Source organism: Demequina globuliformis (genome assembly GCF_000975155.1).
GTDB lineage: Bacteria > Actinomycetota > Actinomycetes > Actinomycetales > Demequinaceae > Demequina > Demequina globuliformis.
In genome coordinates, this window is the sequence record NZ_BBRG01000001.1 from 567,111 (window position 1) to 586,121 (window position 19,011).

Genomic DNA, 19,011 nt, shown 5'->3' on the forward strand with positions numbered 1-19,011 from the left:
CTCGCCATTCCGCGGTCCAGGGCTCAACGGCGCCGGCGAACTGCCGCAGCCGTCACGGGCCACCCGATGACAACGGCGAGCAGCACCACCGTGGGCCACCAGGCGGCAGACGCCCCTTGCACAGCGACGATGGCGAGGACAGCAGAGGCCGCCAGCCCCGCTGCGGAGACGGCCACGGGAATACGGAGGCTCGCGGTGCGTCCGGCCCGGCGCTGCACGATCGCAGCGAGGTTCGCGACCGCGTAATACGTCAGGACGCTGGCGGCGGAGACCAACACCAGCGAGGCGCCCTCGGTCCACACCAGCGCGATGGCAGCGAGCGCGATCAGGCCTTCTGCCTTCCACGGAGCGCCGCTGGTGCCCTGGTGAGCAAGGGCGCGCGGAAGATCGCCCTCCCGCGCCATTGCCATCGCTGTGCGTCCCGTACCGGCCATCACCGCGAGCATGGCCCCACCCACGCTGAGCGTGGCGGCCACAGTGACGATCCATACGGGCAAGCCCGCGGCATCGGCCAGATACTCCAAGGGCGCGTCCGCGAACCCGTCAGGCACCATGACCGTGTCCCCCTCCACGGCGATACGCGGCGTGACGCGCGCAAGCGCGAGCGCGACAGCGAGGTAGACGACGATCACGATCGACAGCGCAGCAACCATGGCTCGCGGGATAGCGCGCGCAGGATCGCGCACCTCCTCGCCAAGGGTGGCGATGCGCGCGTAGCCGGCGAAGGCGAAGAACGCTGCTGCGACTGCCACGAGGAAGGGCGGTCCGCCGGCTGCCGGGATGGGGTCCGCGAGCACAAACGACGCAACGGCGTCAGTAGCGCTCTTCTCCGTGGCGAACGCCGCAACCACCAGTGCCGCAAGCGCCGCGAGCACGATCACGGCGATCGCAGTGGCTCCGGCCGCGGTCCGCGTGATGCCGCGCGCGTTGAGCGCCCAGGCCAGGATCACCGCCGCTGTCGCGACCATCGAAGCATGGCCGGGAAGAACGTACGCGCCCAGCACCGTCGCGCCCACGGCGACGGAGACAGTCTTGCCGAGGACGAACGCGGCGCCCGCAATGTGCCCCGACAACGCTCCGAGTTCTGCCCTGCCATAGGCGTAAGCGCCGCCCGCCACCGGGTACCGCGCGGCAAGTTGCGCGGTTGACAGAGCGTTTGCGAAGGCCACCGCGCCGGCCACCACAATGGCGGCGAGGTAGTGCCACTGGCCTACGGCCAGGATGGGCACCCACATGTCGGAGAACACGCCCGCGCCGAGCATGGACCCGACGCCAATACCCACAGCGGCGATGAGGGAGATACGGCGCTGAGTCATCACGGCGCCAGCGTATAGGCGAACCGGCACCCCACCCCTGCCAGATGGCTCCATTTCGCTGTTATGGCCTGCCATAACAGCGAAATGGAGCCACTTGGCGGGAAAAGGTGGGGAAATGACGAAGCCCCCGATCCAGTTTCCTGGATCGGGGGCTATCACGTAGTAGCGGGGACAGGATTTGAACCTGCGACCTCCGGGTTATGAGCCCGGCGAGCTACCGAACTGCTCCACCCCGCGTCGGCTTGATAACTGTAACCGACGCGGGGCACGGAACCAAATCGGCTACTCGGTGGCACCCTCCGTCAGCTCGATGATGCGGTCGTCAGCAGCGATCGCGTCGGCGATCGCCTGGTCAAGCGCATCCTGAGCCTCGCCGTAGGCAGCGAAGTCGCCCTCGGCCAACGCGGCCTCACCTTCGTCGATCGCCTGCTGAGCGGCAAGGAGCGACTCGTGCAGCTCCTGCTGGGCTTCGGCAAGGTCGCCAGTGAGCGGCGCCGAGGTGGTGCCGGTCGTGGGCTCAGCAGAGGGCTCCTCCGTAGAGGTCTCCGAGGGCTCTGGCGACGGCTCCGGCGTGGGATCGACCAAGCCAGTGTCGACATCGGCCTCATCCGTGATCTCACCGTCGTCCGTGATGGTCTCGGTGTCCTCCGGCGCCTCAGGGGCGGCACCCTCACCGAAGATCTGGTCGAGCGCCTCCTGCAAGGTGTCAGCGAAGCCGACCTCGTCACCGAAGGACACGAAGACCTTGCGCAGCAGCGGAATCTGAGTGCCCTCGGACGCCTGGACGTACACCGGCTGCACGTACAGCAGGCCACCGCCGACCGGGAGCGTGAGCAGGTTGCCGTTCAGCACGTCCGTCTCACCCTGACGCAACAGGTTCAGCGTGGTCTGCGCCTCAGAGTTCGAGTTGAAGTCGTTCTGCACCTGACCGGGGCCAGGGATGGTCGTGTCACGCGGTAGTTCGAGCAGCCTCAGCGTGCCGTAGTCCTCCGCAATCTCACCCGGGGTATCTCCGGTCTCGGAGTCAACCGCCAAGTATCCGGTGAGGATGTTGCGGTCGGTGTTACCACCGGGGATGTATGTCGTGTACAGCGAGAACGAGGGGTCGTCCTGGCCCGGCATCTGCAGCGTGAGGTAGTAAGGCGGCTGTAGCACCGAGTCGCCAGCGGTCGGGTCGGAGGGCGTCGCCCACTCATCCTGGCCCGAGTAGAAGGCCGAGGCGTCGGTCACGTGGTACCGCTGCAACTGCGCGCGCTGCACCTGGAAGTACTCCTCCGGGTAGCGCAGGTGACTCATGAGGTCGCCCGAGATCTCCTCGAGCGGCTTGAGCGCGGTCGGGAACACGTTGTTCCACGTCTGCAAGATGGGGTCCTCGGGATCCCACGCGTACAGCGTGACCGAGCCGTCATACGCGTCCACCACGGCCTTGACCGAGTTGGACATGTAGTTGAGCTGCGACGGCAGCGGGTTGGTGGACGAGCTCGCGAACAGCGAGGTCGAGTTCACGGGAGCCGAGTATGGGTAACGGTCGGTCGTCGTGTAACCGTCCACGATCCACACAATGCGGCCGTCGACCACTGCGGGGTACGCAGTCGAGTCCAGCTCGAGGTACGGGGCGACGCGGCCCACGCGCTCGAGCGGATCGCGGTGGTAGAGCACCTGCGACTCGGAGGTCACGCGGTCGGAGAACAGGATCTGAGACTCGCCGAACTTGATCGCGTACATCAGCTTCTCGAAGAACGAGCCGATTGCGGGTCCGCCCTCGCCGGAGTACGTGGTGTTGACCTGGCCGTTGGCGGCATCGTCGTCCGGGTAGTCGAGCTCCCAGGGCTCGGTGCCCTCGGGAGCGCCAACGATCGAATAATCCGGCACGGTCGTGCCGAAGTACACGCGCGGCTCATCGACCTCAAGGAGGCCCGTCGACGGGATACCGCCCTCGAAGAAGGACGGCTGCCCGTCCTGTGTGGTGCGGTTGCCGTAGGCCGCCGCCACACCGAAGCCGTGGGTGTACACGGTTGTGTCGTTGACCCAGGTGCGGTTCTCGTCCGACAGTCCGTCGAGGTCGAGTTCACGCACCGCGATCACGGTGTCCTGGATCTCTCCGTCAATCCGGTACCGGTCAACAGCCAGGGTCTCGGGGAAGTTGTAGTACTGCTTGTTTTGCTGAAGCTGACGGAACGCCGGGGAGACGATGTTCGGGTCAAGCAAGCGGATCTGCGCGGTCGTTTCCGCGTCCGCCCGCAGCGCCTCAGCGTCGGCCTCCGTGGCCGCCGCGTAGTCAGTCGTCTCGACGCCATCGATGTTGTACGCCGCTAGCGTGGCGTCGATGTTGCGTTGGATGTACTCGCGCTCGAGCTCCTGAGCATTGGGCTCAACGGAGAAGTTCTGCACGATCGCGGGGTACACGCCGCCAATCACCAGCGCGGACAGCACCATGAGCGCAACGCCGGTGGCGGGGATACGCCAGTCACCGCGCCAGATCACCGCGAGGAACAGCAGCCCGACCATCACCGCGACGCCGGCGAGGATGATCTTTGCCGGGAGGATCGCGTTGATGTCGGTGTAGCCGGCTCCGTAGAACCGCTCGCCCTGGGAGTTCAGTAGCGCGTACTGATCGAGCCAATAGTTCAGCGCGAGCCCGATCATCACCAGAAGGCCGGAAACTGCGAGCTGGATGCGCGCACCGCCCGAGGCGACGAAGGCGCGGCCGCCGCCGGCGATGCCGCCGTAGACCAGGTGGACAAAGGCCGCGAGCAGCGTGCACAGGATGGTGATGACCAGCCAGAAGCCGACCAGCGTCTGCAGCATGGGAAGCGTGAAGACGTAGAAGCCGACATCGAGCCCAAACTGCGGGTCAACGGTGCCGAACGGCTCGTGGTTCCACCAGGCGAGGAAGTCTTCCCACCTACTCGACATTGAGAAGCCGGCAATGATGCCAACGAAGATGGGCAGCGCGACCATCACCGCGCGCTCCAGTGGCTGGATCTGTTCGCGCAGCTGGTCGACCGGGCTGCGCCCAGCCGTCGCGAGGGGGCGTGCGCGCTTCGCGAGCCACAGCGCCAAGAAGACGGCGCCGCCAGCGATCAGGCCAAACGCGACGAACAGCACGGCGCGAACCGCCCACTGCGTCCAGAACACGGACTCAAAGCCGAGCTGCTGGTACCAGCGCACTTCTGTCCATACCTGGGCGAAGATCACGGTGGCGAGAAGGAAAATACCCACGGCAATGAGCGCCACGAGCAGCGGCGAGCGCTTGCGCGGTGGGGTGGCGACCGGTCGCGTGGGACCTGGCCTGCCTGCGGGACGATCGGAGAAACTCACAAAAGGGTCCTTTGGTTCACTACTTCGGAACTGGGGTCAAGAGTAGTCACGGTGCGGCACACGTGGCTAGCGCGGCGGTGTCGCCTGCGCCGATGGCCTGGATTGCATCGTAGGCCTGGTCCACGTTGTCGACCGCGAAAACCTCGAGCCCCTCCGGGACGTGATCGATGACCTCGTCACAGTTTTCGATGGGGGCGAGGAAGTAGTCGGCGCCAGCGTTGAGGGCGCCGTAAAGCTTCATGCGGATGCCGCCGATGGGGTGAACGTCGCCGTCGGCACTCAATGCGCCCGTGCCGGCAACGTGGGCACCGTTCAGTTCGTCTGTCTCGGTGAGCTTGTCGAGGATGCCGAGCGAGAACATCATGCCTGCGCTCGGTCCACCCACCTTGTCGATCTGGACCGTCACATCAATCGGCAGGTCGAACTGGGGGTCGATGTACAGGCCCATGACGGCTCCACCGGAGCCGTTGTCGTTCAGCCCGAACGTCGCCTCTTGTGCCTGTCCGTCACGGGTGAAACCTACGGTGATGTCGTCGCCCGGCGCGTGGGCCGTCACGGCATCGGTCAGTTCCCCGAAGGTGTCGACGGCGGCACCGTCGACTGACGTAATGATGTCCCCCGCAAGGATGAGCCCGTCTGCCTGCGACGATCCATCCAGCCCGGCGACCTCAAGCGTCGCCGGGACAGGCTCACCCAAAACCTCCAGGGCTGCCACGGTGGCGGCCTCCTGCGAGGTCACCCACTCCACTTGCGACTGCTCGTCGAACTCTTCTTCCTGCTCAGGGTCGCCAAAGACGTTCTCCTCTGGCTGCACGTAGCGCTCGGGCGAGAGCCAGCCACGCAGCACGGGCCCCAACGTGAATAGCTCAGAGCTCGAGCGCGCAACCGACACAGTGGTCAACCGCAGCTCGCCGGAGGCGGGGTAGGTTGGGGCACCATCGATCTGCACCAACGGGGTTCCGTCTTCGGTCTCGCCGAGGGTGTCGTACGTGGGTCCTGGGCCTCCGATGGCGAACTGCGCGGGCAGCACTGACAGCACAGCCATGAGCGCCGCGGCCACCAGGCCAGCGATGGACATCACCGTGTAACGGTGAGCGCCAATCTCATGCGGGTCAGCGGGCACCGTGTCTGTCTCGGTCAGAGGCATCACCGGACCATCATTGCTTATAGCGAACGATGCTCCCAACTCGCTTATGTGCGGGTTAGGTTGGTGGCGACGCAAGCGACCTGCGCCCGTCACCGACTTCAGGAGACTTTTCGTGAGCGACGACAACACCCCATGGATGCGCCTGCTGCGCGAACTGTTCGGTGACGACGCCGAGGCAGCGATGGAAGAACTGCAGCGCATGGGCATGGATCCCGATGCCCTGGCACAGGCTTCCGGCATGCTCGACAACCCCGCGATGATGGACCACGTCTTGGGCCAGATCCGATCCCTCGTGAATCAGTCGCAGGGTGAGGACGTGAACTGGACCCTTGCGCACGACGTCGCCCGAGGGGTCGCCGCACAAGGGGGTGACCCGACCGTCACAGAGTCCGTGGCTGTCAAGCACCGCAATGCCATCTCGCGCGCCCAACTGTGGCTCGACGCCGCGACGGACTTCAACCCCACCGGGCGCGAGCCCAAGGTGTGGAGCCGCGCCGAATGGATCGAAGGGACGCTTCCCACCTGGCAGGTCCTGACCGGTCCCGTGGCGATCTCGGTGTCCCAGGCGCTGGGCTCGATCCTCAAGGGCGCGCAAGAAGACGGCGCAATGTCCGCCATGCTGCCCGGCGGGGACGCCACCGGACTGGTCGGCTCGGTCAGCCCCACGGTGTGCGGAATGCACATGGGCCAGGTCGCCGGGCAGATGGCGCGCGAGAGCTTTGGGTCCACTGACCTTGGCTTCCCGCTGCTCGCCGAGCCGCGCGTGGTCCTGGTGCCGAGCGTCATCAGCGGCTTCTCCCAAGACCTCGACATTGACGAGGACGAGGTCCTCACCTTCGTGGCACTGCGTGAGGCCGCTCACGTGCGGCTCTTCTCTGCCGCGCCGTGGCTGCCCGGGCACCTCCACCACCTGATCGAACGCTATGCCGCCGGCATCAACATCGACATCGAGGCACTCGACGAGGCCGTGGGACAGATCGGCATGTCTGACCCAGAAAAGTTGCAAGAGGCGCTCACGCGAGGAATTTTCCAGCCGCGCCACTCGGAGGAGCAGGAGGTGACGCTGCAGTCCATCGAGACGCTGCTAGCGCTCATCGAAGGCTGGGTTGATGAGGTCACGCTGAGGGCAGCCGCACCTCACCTGCCCTCCGTTGGTGCCCTGAGCGAGATGCTCCGTCGCCGTCGCGCCGCCGGCGGGCCCGCTGAGGACGCCTTCTCTACCCTGCTGGGGCTGGAGTTGCGGCCGCGGCGTATGCGCGAAGCGACGGCGCTGTGGCGCGAACTGTCTATCCGTGCCGGCCACGACGAGCGGGACCGGGTGTGGTCGCACCCCGACCTGCTGCCGTCGAGCGAGAATCTCGACGAGCCCAGCGCCTGGATTGACCGATGGCTCGCAGGGCCAGATGCTGGCGACGACGTTGACCGCGAGCTTGAGGCTTTGCTCTCCGGCGCAACCGGCGGCGCGGGCGGGGCCGACAGCACCGCCGACAGCACCGCCGACAGCGCGGACACGACCCAGGAAGACGACGGCGACCCGAACGGGGACGCCGACCACGACGAACGGCGGTGACTTTGGCCGCCGTACGACACGGCGCAGGCGTGGGTTGAGCACAAAACGCTCCGTTCCCGTCTACGCTGTCTGATGATCGGCCCTCGTGGCCACCACGTGTGCGGCGTCCCGGCGCTGCGCGACACTAGAGAAGGAGAAGGCTGATGGCCGACAAGTACCAGGGTGAGTTCTACTGCGTGAAGTGCAAGGACAAGCGCACCACTGAGGGTGACGTGGTTGTGTCCGAGAACGGCCGCCGTATGGCGAAGGCCGTGTGCCCCGAGTGCGGCACCAAGCTGAACCGTATCCTCGGCAAGGCGTAACGCTTCATCGCTCAAGCGATACCACGAAGGGCCGTCCCCGCATGGGGGCGGCCCTTCGTCATTGTCGTGACGACTGCTCAACCGACGCTGTGGAAATCGGCTCCCTCGCGCGTCGACCTGCCACGCTCAATACATGCGGCTGTCCCCCGGTGTTCCCGTACTCGCCCTACCCAACGGCGCCATACGCGTGGGGCTCCATCACCCCGTCATTGTCGACTGCCCCAGCGACGCTGAGCGGAACTGGCTGGAACGCCTCGAAGGCAACACGGCTGGGGCCACGCCACCGGCGCTCGCCGCCCCGTCGACCGTGCCGACCCGGCTCACCGCAGCTGGCTTGACCGGCGTGCCCGTGGCACCAGCGCAGCCGACCATACGGGTGCGAGGGCCCCGGATCGTCAGCGTGACTATTGCCGAGATTCTCGCGAGGACGGGGCTTGAGGCGACCGCCACGACGCTGCGCGGCGAACAGCATCCTCACGCGCGCTCCACGGTGACCTACGGGCGCCACGATCAATCCAGCGGCTCGCTGGCGCGCCACGCACACGCGGACGTCGAGGTTCTGGTGACGTTCGCCAGCCCGTCAGCACTCACCGTGGATCTCTTGGCCGCCGACCAACCGCACGTACTTGTGCTCGCGGATGACGCGGGGGTGACAGTGGGGCCCGTCGTCATTCCAGGGGCCACGGCCTGCGCGACGTGTGTGGGGCTGTACCGGTCAGACGCCGACCCCACCTGGCCGTGGGTCGCACTTCAATGCGAGGGCCGCGTGCCGCATGTGGGCACCGATCTGCTTGCAGACGTCGCAGGCGCGGTGGCCCGCCTCGCTCGCATCGCAACCGACCCGAGCGCCGCACGCGAGGCACCGGTGTGGCGGGTTGAACGCGGTAGTCTCACGAGCGTCGAAGCCCCGACCCCCCACCCTGATTGCGCGTGCTCGCATTGCTAGCCCGGGCACATGGGACAGGCACCAGAGGCTCTCGCGTGCCGCGCTAGTGCTCCGCGACGACTTCCAAGATCTGCAGACCGTATGCCTCGAGCTTGGATGAGCCGATGCCGTGCACGCCCGCAAGTTCCCCCAGCGTGCCGGGCCGCGTTCGCGCGATCTCAGCCATGGTGGTGTCAACGATCACCGTGAACGCGGGCTTGGACGCCGCCTTCGCGATTGCCGCTCGCCACGCCTTCAACGACTCGTACAAGCGCAGATCTTCAGGGCCAAGGTCCGCGAGCGTGTCCTTCGTGGACCGGCGTGGCTTGCGTGCAGGCATGCCGTCTGGCCACACGTGTTCGAGGAACCGCGTGCGCTTGCGCGTGGCACGGCCGCCCGCCTTGCGTGCCCGGGCAAAGCTGAGGTGCAGGTGTTCGCGCGCGCGGGTGATGGCGACGTACAGCAGCCGCCGCTCCTCCTCGATGGCCTCGGTGGTTTCCGCCATCGACACGGGCATGAGGCCTTCGGAGCAGCCCGCAATGAAGACGGCGTCCCACTCCAGGCCCTTGGCGGCGTGCATGGTGGTCAGCGTCACGCCCTCCACGGTGGGCGCGTGCTGGGCCTGCGCACGCTCCACGAGGTGCTCGACGAATTCACGCATGCTCGCGCCACCGCCCGCATCCGCATCGAAGTCATCGGCGAGCTGGACCAGTGACTGGAGCGACTCCCAGCGCTCGCGCACGGCGCCACGGGCGGAAGGAGCCTCTTCAGCCCAGCCCGTTCCGGACAATGCCTCCCGGACCTGCACACCAAGCGCGTCCTCGGACGGGGCCACGGCCGCGCCCCGCAGCAAGACCATCGCCTTGCGCACCTCTTCACGGTCGAAGAACCGTTGGCCACCGCGCACCAGGTAACCAATCCCCCGTTCCGCGAGCGCCTCTTCGATGGCTTCCGACTGGCTGTTCACGCGGTACAACACGGCGATCTCCGAGGCGGGTACGCCTGCTGACAGCAGCCGATCGATGCGGTCGGCGATTCCAGCCGACTCCGCGGGCTCATCCTCGTAGGCAGTGAAGATTGGCTCGGGGCCGTGCGGGCGCTGAGCGATCAGTTCCACGCCCGCCTGGCCCGCGCCACGCTTTGACATCAAGCCGTTGGCGAGCTTCACCACCTGTGGCGTAGAGCGGTAATCCCTCACCAGGCGGACCACGGTGGCGTTGTCGTAGGTGCGCGTGAAACCCAAGAGGTGCTGGGGAGACGCTCCTGCGAACGAGTAGATGGTCTGCGCGGGGTCTCCCACGACGCACAACTCGCTGCGTCCTCCCATCCACTGTTCGAGCAGGAACTGCTGCAGTGGTGAGACGTCTTGATACTCATCCACGACAAAGTGTCGGTACTGACGGCGAATCTGGTCGCCCACCTCGACATGCCGGCCGATGATGTCGGCGAGCAACAGCAGTATGTCCTCGAAGTCCAGCACCACGGCGTCCGTCTTCGCGTCCTCGTACGCGCGCATCACGTCCGCCATCACTGTCGCCTCCACCCCCGCGGGAGTGGGGCGACCTTCCTTCGCGATCACCGTGGCGTAGTCGTCCGGGGACACCAATGCGACCTTCGCCCACTCAATCTCGCTCGCGAGGTCGCGCACCGTGAGCCGGTCAGGCCGCAGCCCCGCGTGACGCGCGGCGCGCCCGACCAGGGGCGCCTTCTGCTCGACGAGCTGGGGCATTTGCCCGCCCACCACCTGGGGCCAGAAGTAACTCAACTGACGCAACGCGGCGGCGTGAAAGGTGCGGGCCTGTACGCCGCTGACTCCCAGGCCCTTCAGCCGTTGCCGCATCTCCCCCGCAGCGCGCGCCGTGAAGGTCACCGCAAGCACTGACTGAGGGTTGTATGCCCCCACTCGCGCGCCGTAGGCAATCCGGTGAGTGATGGCGCGGGTCTTGCCCGTTCCCGCTCCGGCGAGCACGCACACAGGGCCATGGAGCGCCGTGGCAACCTCGCGCTGTTCGGGGTCAAGGGCGTCGAGGATCTCTTCTGCTGACATCAGGCCACCAGGATGTCAGGTGTCACTGACATCGTCGGCCTCAGCCGGCATCGGCCCTGAAACCTCCCCCAGCCACCGCTGAACCATCGAGCGCGCAATGGAGCCCACCGGAGGGGCGACGATCTCGCCACTAGCCGTCAGGTGCTCGAACTCGGCGCGCGAGACCCAGCGGGCATCCGTGATCTCGATCCCGTCGGGACGCAGGACTTGCCCCGTCGCTCGTGCCCGGAAGCCGGTCATGAGGGAGCCGGGGAACGGCCACGGCTGCGAGCCCAGGTAGGACACGTCGGTCACCTCAATGCCTACTTCCTCTCGCACCTCGCGATGCACCGCGTGCTCAAGGCTTTCCCCCGGCTCCACGAATCCGGCGAGCACGCTGTAGCGCCGCTCAGACCAGTGAGCGGCATGCGCGAGCAGCAACCGGTCCGACTCATCTGTCACGGCCACGATCATCGCGGGGTCAGTGCGCGGGTAGAGGTCGCGTTCACAGGACGGGCAGCGCCGCACCCATCCCGCCTGTGCGGAGGAGGTTTCCGTGCCGCACCGCGGGCAGTAGGCGTGGGTCAGGTGCCAAGACACGATCGCGACAGCCGTGAGCGCGAGTTCCGCTTCGAGGTCACCCTCAGGAAGGGCCGATGCCAGGATCAGGAACTCTCGCAACGGCGCCCAACGCGCGCGTTCGGGAAGAGCGTTCTCGGGGTCCGTGGGGACACGGACGGTGAGGTTCCTCCCCCTGGCCTGGCCAAGAAAAGCCTCGACCGCCCCACCAGGCTGCTCGCCGGGACCGGCAAGAGCAAGCCCAGAGTCCGCCACCGCGACACGGCCGTCGTGCACCAGGACGGCGTAGCAGCGGTCCAGGTGGACGCTGTCACGAAGGTGGGAGGCCCGGTCGACGAGGCCGGGCGCGGAAAAGTCGCTGGCGTGGCTCACCCGCCCACGCTACGGCACCGGCGGCGTGGAACGTGGCGCACGCAGGGATTTGGCTCTACGGTGAGCAGGTGCCTCGTTCTCCGCTTGCGCTCGCAGCGCTCGCCTCAGTCGCCGTTCCCGGCCTTGACGTCTACGACGTGCTGCGAAGCCCCCACTCCGACGCAGATTTTGACGTGGTCGTGGTGAAGGACGCGACGGGCAAGCGCTGGGTGGTCCGCGCACCGCGCCGTGCAGCGGCCGGCGCCGCTCTCGAGGCAGAACAGGGCCTGCTGACGGCACTGGGCCGCGCGCACGATACGGAACTGGTGTCCTTCGACGTGCCGCGCCCCAAGGGCGCCGCGTCGATGGCAGGCGACGAGGGCCGCGCGATTGTGTACTCCGAGGTCCCAGGCGCGCCGCTCGTGCTTGCGCGCCTGGAGTCGGGCCCTGGACTCGCAGCGAGCCTGGGCCGCGCGATCGCAGAGATCCATGAACTGCCGCCCGCGCTCGTCGAGGACGAGGGCCTGCCGACCTACGACGCGGAGCAGTACCGCCAGCGCCGGCTCGCCGAGCTCGACGCCGGCATCCAGACCGGCAAGATTCCTCCGCGCTTGGCGGACCGTTGGGAACGCCAGCTTGAGAACGTGTCGTGGTGGCGCTTTGAACCCACTGTCGTCCACGGCGACCTCGGGGAGCACCAAATCGTCGTGGCCGGCGACTCGGTGCGCGGGATCGTTGACTGGATGGACGCCCGCGTGGCCGACCCCGCTGACGACCTGTCCTGGCTGGTCGCGTCCGCTCCCGAAGACATCGTCGACTCCGTCATGGAGGCCTACCGGCTCCGCCGGCGCGAGTCTCCCGACTCTCACCTGTTAGACCGGGCTCGCCTGGCGTCCGAGCTCGCCTTGTTGCGGTGGCTCATGTACGGCGTGCGCACCGACAATGCCGACGTGGTCGAAGACGGAGTCGGAATGCTGGCCGACCTCGAGACCATGCTGTTCGACGAAGGCGACGACTCCTAGGCTTCCCCGTCCGCCGTGATGAGCGCAATGATTTGCGCACGGGTGAGCAGGTCCCGCGGCCACACCGTCGTGTCAGACGCAGCGTAGTAAAACGCCGCATCAACCTCGTCGATGTCGAGCCCCTTCCACTCTGCCCAGGCAAGGCGGTAGACGGCGAGTTGCACCTCCCGCGCGGCCCGCTCGGCATCGTCGCGCGGTGGGCGACCTGACTTCCAGTCCACCACGGTCACGCGCTCCAGGCCGGCCCCCGGGGGGAACACGGCGTCGATCCGGGACCGGATGGTCACTCCCGCGACGGGGAGTTCCACGCGCACCTCAATGTCGGAGGGGGTGCGTGCGGCCCATTCAGATTTCGCGAAGTTCGCTGTGAGCTCGTCGACGGGCCCGCTCGTCGACGTCCCGTCGACTGCGTCGAGTTCGTCGACGCTCAGCAGCGCCGTGTGGCCGTATTGCGCCTCGATCCATGCGTGGAGCGCATTGCCGATCTCGGCTGCAACCGTGGGCTCTTGCGGCAACGGGCGCCGCAACTGATCGGCGAAGGCGTCACGGTCGCGGGTGAGAGACACGAGCGCAGACGTCGTGAGGTGGCCGGGCATGGGCACGGTCGGCCCCGAGCCTCGGTGTGCGTCCCGCTCCGCGAGCATCGCCGCGAGGTCGCGCGCCAATGGCAGTGCTGGGTCCCACTCGTCCTGCTCGGCCCCTGGTGTGGCCATCGCGTCGCTCACCTCGCGAGCAAGCGCCCGGCGAGAGGCCTGCTCATCGGTCACTGGCGGAGGCCACGGGGCCGAGGCCGGTGGTACGTGCGGCTTCTCCGCGTCCGGGCCCGGCTCCGGCGCCCAGCCATCGCGCGTGACGTATCCCCCGTCAAGCAGTTCCTGCAGGAGCAACGAGGGTGCGCTCGGCGAGGTCGACGTCGACCACCACGACCCCGACAGCAGGACGTGCGAGCGTGCACGCGTGAGCGCGACGTAGAAGAGGCGGCGCTCCTCATCGAGACGGTGGATTCCACAGTCGGCCTTGAACGCTGAAATCGACGCCCCAAGTGTCGCCCTGTCCGCGACGTCGCCGCGGTCCCACAGCGGGAGGTCGTCACGGTCCAGCCGCAACTCGAACGGGAGATTCCCAGTGCCGCTCATCCACGCGCTGTCTGCCACGGACACGTGGACGGAGCCGTCTTCCGCTTCGGCGTAGGTGGGAACAGCGCCGGACGGGAACTGGCTCTTGGCGCCCCGGCCGGTCCCGTGCGTAAGCCCCGGCACCGCGACGACGTCCCACTCGAGCCCCTTCGCACTATGCGCCGTAAGAATCTGCACAGCATCTGGCTCGGGTTCCTTGACCGGCGCGGTCAACCCCGACTCTTCTCGCCGCGCGGCGTCGAGCCACGCAAGGAACGCGCCGAGCGTGGCGTGTTCGGCGCCCGAGGCGAAACCGCGTGCGGCGTCCAAAAAGGCGTCGACGTTGCGGACCGCGCGCCCACCCGGCCGGGAGACCTCTGCCTCGATGTCGAGCCCCCACGCGCGCTCTGCGAAGACGATCAGCTCGGTGAGGGACAGGTAGGTGTGTTCGCGGATGGCACGCACGACCGACTGCAAGCTGCGCAGCCGTTCAAGCGCAGTCATCGAGAGCGAGCGACCCTCCGCGGAGACCCAGTGCGGGTCGGGCAGGTCATCGAGCGCATCGACGATCGTGGGCGCGTACTCGTCGTCGCGCGTGCGACGATCCCGGTCGCGATCAGCCCAGTCCTTGAGCGCGATCAGGTCACGCGGGCCGAGCGCGAGCCGTTCGCCCGCCAAGAGACGCATGAGCGAGTCACCCCGCGAGGGGTCGTGCACCACGTGCAGAAGCGCCATCAGCTCGGCGACCTCAGGCGTATCAATGAGCCCGCCAAGGCCCACGACCTCGTAGTCGAGGCCCGCTCGCGTCAGCGCGGCGACCATGGCGGGAAACTGCGCGCGCCGACGGCACAGTACCGCTGCCGTCACGGGGGCGGTGGCGGTGCGCGTGGAGCCCAAGTCCGCACGCCGTTGAATGATGAACTGCGCGACGGCGTCAGCCTCGTCGTCGAGGTCAGCCGCCATGTGCGCCACGACACCCGGGTGAGGGCGCTGCGGTTCAGCCACGTCCAGGTATTGGCCCTTGGAGCGCAGCGGTTCTACCGTCACCTGGGGGTTGACGGGCAGCGTCGCCGCCACCGCGTTCGCCACGTCGAGGACCGACGCTTCGTTGCGCCATGACACCGACAGGGTCCTGTTCACGACCGCGCCCGGGCCACCGAACTGGGTGACGAATGAGGACAGCGCGCTCGCGGAGGCTCCCCGGAAGCCGTAGATGGCCTGGTTCGGGTCACCCACCGCCATCACGGGGTGGTGCTCACCGAACATGCGCGCGAACAAGGTCAGCTGTGCGGGAGACGTGTCTTGGAACTCGTCGAGGAGAACCACGCGGTACCGGCTGCGTTCAATGGCTTGGACCGCAGGCAGTTCCGCAAGCTCGACGCCGTACGCCACTTGATCGGAGAAGTTGAGGTAGGCGCCATCACGCATGCGCCGTTGGAACTCCTCCACCATGGGGACCAGGTCCAGCAGCGAACGTACGGCCTTGAGGCTCGAGGCCTCCGGCGTGGGGTTGCCGTTGCGATTCACTAAGGCGGTGCCTGAGGGCGCGGGAAGGCTCTCCAGGGTCTCCCACAACGAGGTTGCCCAGCGGCGCACCCGGTCGGGAGTGACGAGGTGCTCGCGCATCTGCCCACTGAGCGAGACCAGAGCCTGCGTCAACGTACTCTGCGCCACGCTCGTGGCCACGGGACCCGTCCACGTGCTGACGATCTGGTCGGCCAATTGCCACAGCGCGGCGTTGGTCACCGTGGCGGACTCAGGATCGACGCCCAGCCGCAGGCCGTGTTCGGCAACCAGCGCGGCCGAGTAGCCGTTGTAGGTCGCCACAGAGACGGGCGGTCGAGCCGGATCCTCACCAAAGGCCGCCGCGATCCGGTCCTGCGAACGCTCGGCGATCTCTGCGGCCGCCTTGCGAGTAAACGTCAGGCACAGGATCTCGTCGGGGCTGATGGGCCGCCCAAACAGCTCTTCGCCATGGTCAAGCAGGTAGACCATGCGCATCGACAGCGTCTCGGTCTTGCCCGAGCCGGCGCCCGCCACCACCAAGGTTGGCGACAGGTCCGCGCCAATGATCGCTGCTTGCTCCGGCGTTGGCGTGGTGTGCGGGTCAATGAGCGTCGTCAGCTCCGCCACGCTGCGGGCCTGGCCGGCGACCGTTGAGTCCTCGTTCATCCCTCGCTCACCTGCTTGCCTTCGGGTTGCACAGGGCACACGTGGCGGACCGGGCACATCCCACACATGTCATTTTCTGTCGCCGTAAAGGTCGGGGCCGTCATGGTCCCCACCACGTCGTCGAGGCGGTGATGCTGCTCTTCAACGTCGATGGGGTCCTGGCGAACGACCTTGGGCTTCACCGTGTCGCCGCCAAGGAACGCGAGTGCGGCGCCCTCCACCTTCTCAACACCAGCAAAAGCCCCGTGCGCGGCCGCGAGCTGGTACATCGATAGTTGTGCGTGCGTCTCGACGTCGCCCACGTAACTCGCGCTACCGGTCTTGAGGTCGACAATCAGCGCGTGCCCATCGTCGTCGACCTCAATGCGGTCAGCGCTCCCGGACAGCAGGGCGCGGCCAATGGCCACGGAGAACCCCTTTTCCACGCTGATGGCCTCCGCCGGGTGCGTCGCGATGTACGTGGCAAGACGGTTGATCATGGCGTCCGCCCGCTGACGCAGGGCGCGATCAGGCAGCGTCTGCGTGCCCGCAATCTGCGGCCACCGCTCATCCAGCGCGGCCATGAGTTCGTCCCGTGTCCCGCGCGGGTGCTCGGCAGCGATCTCGTGCAGGAGCGAGCCCAACTGCTGCTTTGTGGAGCTTTGAGTGGTGCCACCGGCGGTCTCAAGCGCCCACCGAAGTGAGCATCGCTCCACGCCCTCCACCTTGGACGGCGACACCCGGACAGTGGAGTCCTCGGGGTAGAACCCCTCTGCGCTGGACGGTTCCGGCACGCCATGCCACTGATGCGGCGCCGCCCCCGGCACTCCACGACGCGCCAGGCGCGCGAGGGCAAGCGCGTAGCCCTCGCGCTCGGAGCCGTCGGCAACCGCGCCACGAGCGCGCAGCGTCGCTACCGCATGCCGGAGGTCCCCCACCTGGGGAACCGTGCCAGCCTCGACGCGCGCTACACCAGCCGCATGCTCCACCCAGTCCATGTAGCGAGACGGGCGGCTCTCAGCGTCCTGCACGCATGTCAGGATCAAGCGCTGGCGCGCCCGCGAGGCAGCGACTGCGAAGGCACGGGTCTCGTCGTCCACCACGCTGGTGCGCGCTGCTGCCGCGAGGACAGAGCGGCGCTCGGCCGTCAAAGGTTCGGGATCCGCGCGGTAACTCAGGATTTGCGCGAGGTGCTGTGCGCCCAGGACCGAGTCTCGCAGCCGTACGTTGGGCCACGAGCCCTCTTCGAGTCCGGCCACCACCACCACGTCCCACTCGCGCCCTGCTGCGGATGCAGGGGTAACGAGCGCCACCGCGTCGACGCCCTGTGCCCTGGCGCCCAGGCTGTCGGCCGCGAAATCCTGCGACTCGAGGTGCTCAAGGAATGCACCCAGGGGCGCGTTCCCCATGCGCTCTTCGAAGTTCTGGGCCGCGCGTAGTAGCGCGATGACCGCGTCCAGATCAGCGTCATCCCTTGCAGATCCCGCGAGCGCTGCCGCTCGCCACGTCTCGGCGACGTCGAGCGCTGTCCACAGGGCCCAGATCACGCGTCGAGGTGCGGCGCCCTCGCCCAGCAGAGTGCGGGCAGCGTCGACGGCGGCGACGGCTCGGGTCCCGGCGCTCGCTTCGCGGCCGTCCAGGCTGGCCCACGTGGCCGTGCTCTCCATGGCCTCCACGAGGAGATCAGCGGAGGACCGCATCCCCCCGTGGGCGCGCTCCTCACGGACAAGGGCCCGGCGGAGCCTGCGGAGCCCGACCGGATCCAGACCCACGAGCCGCGAGCCCAAGACGCTCAGCGCGGTGTCCTCGGTCCAGGGCTCACCCGCCGCCACGCGCATCATCGTCACCAGGGGCGCCACGGCGCTGGCCTGGTGAAGTGCCACGGCCTCGCCCAGCGAGTCACAAGGAATGTCGGCGCCGAGCAGATCCGCCCGCAGTTCTCGCAGCTGCGTGTTCGAGCGCGCGATCACCGCCATCCGGGACCAGCGCACGGCGTCTCCCGATTCCGGGTGCCTGGCACGGCGGAGCGCGGCTGCGACAGCGCGCGACTGCGCGTACCGGTGGGGCGCGACCACGACCTCGACCGGGGCATCGACGCCTGCGTCGGCTCGGCGGCGAGCGGACCCCACACCCTGGGTGCCAATGTGGCTCACAATCGCGTCCACCACGCCGCTCAGCTGCGGCGGCTGCCGGTGCGAACCCCCCAGGCGCATCAACTGTGCCCCAAAGGCTCGCGGACCCGCCTCCCGAGTCGCCTCAGCAAGCGCCGACGGCAGAGCTCCGCGGTAGCCCTGCACGGACTCGTCGGCGTTGCCCACCAGCATCAGTCGCGCGCCACCGCTGGCCATCGCATCAAGCAGCGCCACCACGGCGTCGGTCGCGTCTTGGTAGTCGTCAACGATCACGAGGTCCCACTCGGGACGGAGTCCACGTGCACTTGTCCAGGTGTCGAGGGCGACGGCGGCGTCGCGGGCGGCACTGGCGGGGTCGTACTTCACGCCCTGATCGCCCGGCAGGGTGCGGTAGATGAGGGTGCCTTGATACTCGCGCATGACGTGCGCCACGGCGGCCCACTCAGGCCGGTCCGTCTGGGCGGCAAGGTCCGCGAGCCCTTCAGCTCCCAGCCCGGCCTCCGTCGCGCGCATGATCACGTCGCGTAGCTCTGATCGGAACCCGGGAAGGACGGTGGCCTCGGCCGGGACCACTGACGCCCAGTCGGGCCCTGGGACAGTACCGAGTCGGTGGCCTTCGAGCAGGTCACGCAGGACCGCGTCCTGCTCCGCGCCCGTGATGAGCGCGGGCTCAGGTTGACCGTCCGCGCGGGCAGCGGCGGACAAGATGGCGTGCCCCACGGAGGCTGCGGTCCGGACGACCGGCACACCGGTGGGGCGGCCCACGGCGGCGGACACCACGTCTCTTAACTGCGCGGCCGCTGCGCGCGTTGGCGCAAGCACCAGCAGGCGTTCGGGAGAGATACCGCTGTCCACAGCGCGTGCGGCCGCCGCCGCGACCGCCGTGGTCTTGCCCGCCCCTGCTGCTCCGACCACCACCACGTGGCCCGTTCCGCGAGCCGCGGCCTCGACAACGGCCTCTTGGTCCACATCGAGTGCAGGCAGCTCTGACCGGGCAGGTGGAGGCGTCAGTCGGACCGTCATGCCCCTACCCCATCACGCGCCAGTGACACGT

General features: G+C 67.9%; 11 protein-coding genes and 1 tRNA gene. 4 read left to right on the forward strand and 8 right to left on the reverse strand.

What is annotated here, in order from left to right; genetic code table 11:
* Positions 1-23: 23 nt before the first annotated feature.
* The 4 genes from AOP75_RS02595 to AOP75_RS02610 form a co-directional block, all read right to left on the reverse strand.
* Positions 24-1,316: an APC family permease gene (locus AOP75_RS02595; RefSeq protein WP_062078327.1), complete on the reverse strand. Its 1,293-nt coding sequence runs from the start codon at positions 1,314-1,316 to the stop codon at positions 24-26.
* Positions 1,317-1,479: 163 nt separating this feature from the next.
* A tRNA-Met gene (locus AOP75_RS02600) sits at positions 1,480-1,553 on the reverse strand.
* A gap of 45 nt (positions 1,554-1,598) precedes the next feature.
* Complete coding sequence (locus AOP75_RS02605) at positions 1,599-4,637, reverse strand: UPF0182 family membrane protein (RefSeq protein WP_062076797.1); 3,039 nt, start codon at positions 4,635-4,637, stop codon at positions 1,599-1,601.
* Between the two features lie 46 nt (positions 4,638-4,683).
* On the reverse strand, positions 4,684-5,784 hold the full coding sequence (locus AOP75_RS02610) for a YlbL family protein (protein ID WP_083966638.1): 1,101 nt from the start codon (positions 5,782-5,784) through the stop codon (positions 4,684-4,686).
* Positions 5,785-5,896: 112 nt separating this feature from the next.
* Between AOP75_RS02610 and AOP75_RS02615 the strand changes: the two genes are divergently transcribed.
* The 3 genes from AOP75_RS02615 to AOP75_RS02620 all read left to right on the forward strand — a co-directional run bounded on the left by AOP75_RS02615 (position 5,897) and on the right by AOP75_RS02620 (position 8,602).
* On the forward strand, positions 5,897-7,354 hold the full coding sequence (locus AOP75_RS02615) for a zinc-dependent metalloprotease (protein ID WP_062076798.1): 1,458 nt from the start codon (positions 5,897-5,899) through the stop codon (positions 7,352-7,354).
* Positions 7,355-7,497: 143 nt separating this feature from the next.
* Positions 7,498-7,656 carry a DUF5679 domain-containing protein gene (locus AOP75_RS12740; RefSeq protein WP_143340430.1) on the forward strand — a complete coding sequence of 53 codons (159 nt, stop codon included), beginning with the start codon at positions 7,498-7,500 and terminating at the stop codon, positions 7,654-7,656.
* A 133-nt stretch (positions 7,657-7,789) separates the two neighbouring features.
* Complete coding sequence (locus AOP75_RS02620; RefSeq protein ID WP_152649918.1) at positions 7,790-8,602, forward strand: hypothetical protein; 813 nt, start codon at positions 7,790-7,792, stop codon at positions 8,600-8,602.
* A 43-nt stretch (positions 8,603-8,645) separates the two neighbouring features.
* On the opposite strand, the gene AOP75_RS02625 is transcribed toward AOP75_RS02620, so the two are convergent.
* Entirely contained in the window at positions 8,646-10,628 is a 1,983-nt protein-coding gene (locus AOP75_RS02625) for an ATP-dependent helicase (protein ID WP_062076800.1), read from the reverse strand.
* Between the two features lie 15 nt (positions 10,629-10,643).
* Entirely contained in the window at positions 10,644-11,558 is a 915-nt protein-coding gene (gene nudC, locus AOP75_RS02630; RefSeq protein ID WP_062076801.1) for an NAD(+) diphosphatase, read from the reverse strand.
* 68 nt (positions 11,559-11,626) lie between these two features.
* On the opposite strand from nudC, the gene AOP75_RS02635 reads away from it, so the two are divergent.
* A complete protein-coding gene (locus tag AOP75_RS02635; RefSeq protein WP_062078332.1) occupies positions 11,627-12,559 on the forward strand; it encodes a phosphotransferase in 933 nt (310 codons plus the stop codon).
* Here AOP75_RS02635 and AOP75_RS02640 read toward each other — a convergent pair.
* Positions 12,556-15,846 (reverse strand): ATP-dependent helicase, encoded by a 3,291-nt coding sequence (locus AOP75_RS02640; RefSeq protein ID WP_062076802.1) that lies wholly within the window; start codon positions 15,844-15,846, stop codon positions 12,556-12,558. The two genes, AOP75_RS02635 and AOP75_RS02640, sit on opposite strands and share 4 nt — an antisense overlap.
* Complete coding sequence (locus tag AOP75_RS02645) at positions 15,843-18,980, reverse strand: UrvD/REP family ATP-dependent DNA helicase (RefSeq protein ID WP_062076803.1); 3,138 nt, start codon at positions 18,978-18,980, stop codon at positions 15,843-15,845. The genes AOP75_RS02640 and AOP75_RS02645 overlap by 4 nt, the downstream gene beginning before the upstream one ends.
* Between the last annotated feature and the right edge of the window lie 31 nt (positions 18,981-19,011).

Coding starts and splice junctions, on each gene's coding strand:
- AOP75_RS02595 (WP_062078327.1), bottom strand. CDS start 1,316: ATGACTCAGCGCCGTATCTCCCTCATCGCCGCTGTGGGTATTGGCGTC.
- AOP75_RS02610 (WP_083966638.1), bottom strand. CDS start 5,784: ATGCCTCTGACCGAGACAGACACGGTGCCCGCTGACCCGCATGAGATT.
- AOP75_RS12740 (WP_143340430.1), top strand. CDS start 7,498: ATGGCCGACAAGTACCAGGGTGAGTTCTACTGCGTGAAGTGCAAGGAC.
- AOP75_RS02620 (WP_152649918.1), top strand. CDS start 7,790: ATGCGGCTGTCCCCCGGTGTTCCCGTACTCGCCCTACCCAACGGCGCC.
- AOP75_RS02625 (WP_062076800.1), bottom strand. CDS start 10,628: ATGTCAGCAGAAGAGATCCTCGACGCCCTTGACCCCGAACAGCGCGAG.
- AOP75_RS02640 (WP_062076802.1), bottom strand. CDS start 15,846: ATGAACGAGGACTCAACGGTCGCCGGCCAGGCCCGCAGCGTGGCGGAG.
- AOP75_RS02645 (WP_062076803.1), bottom strand. CDS start 18,980: ATGACGGTCCGACTGACGCCTCCACCTGCCCGGTCAGAGCTGCCTGCA.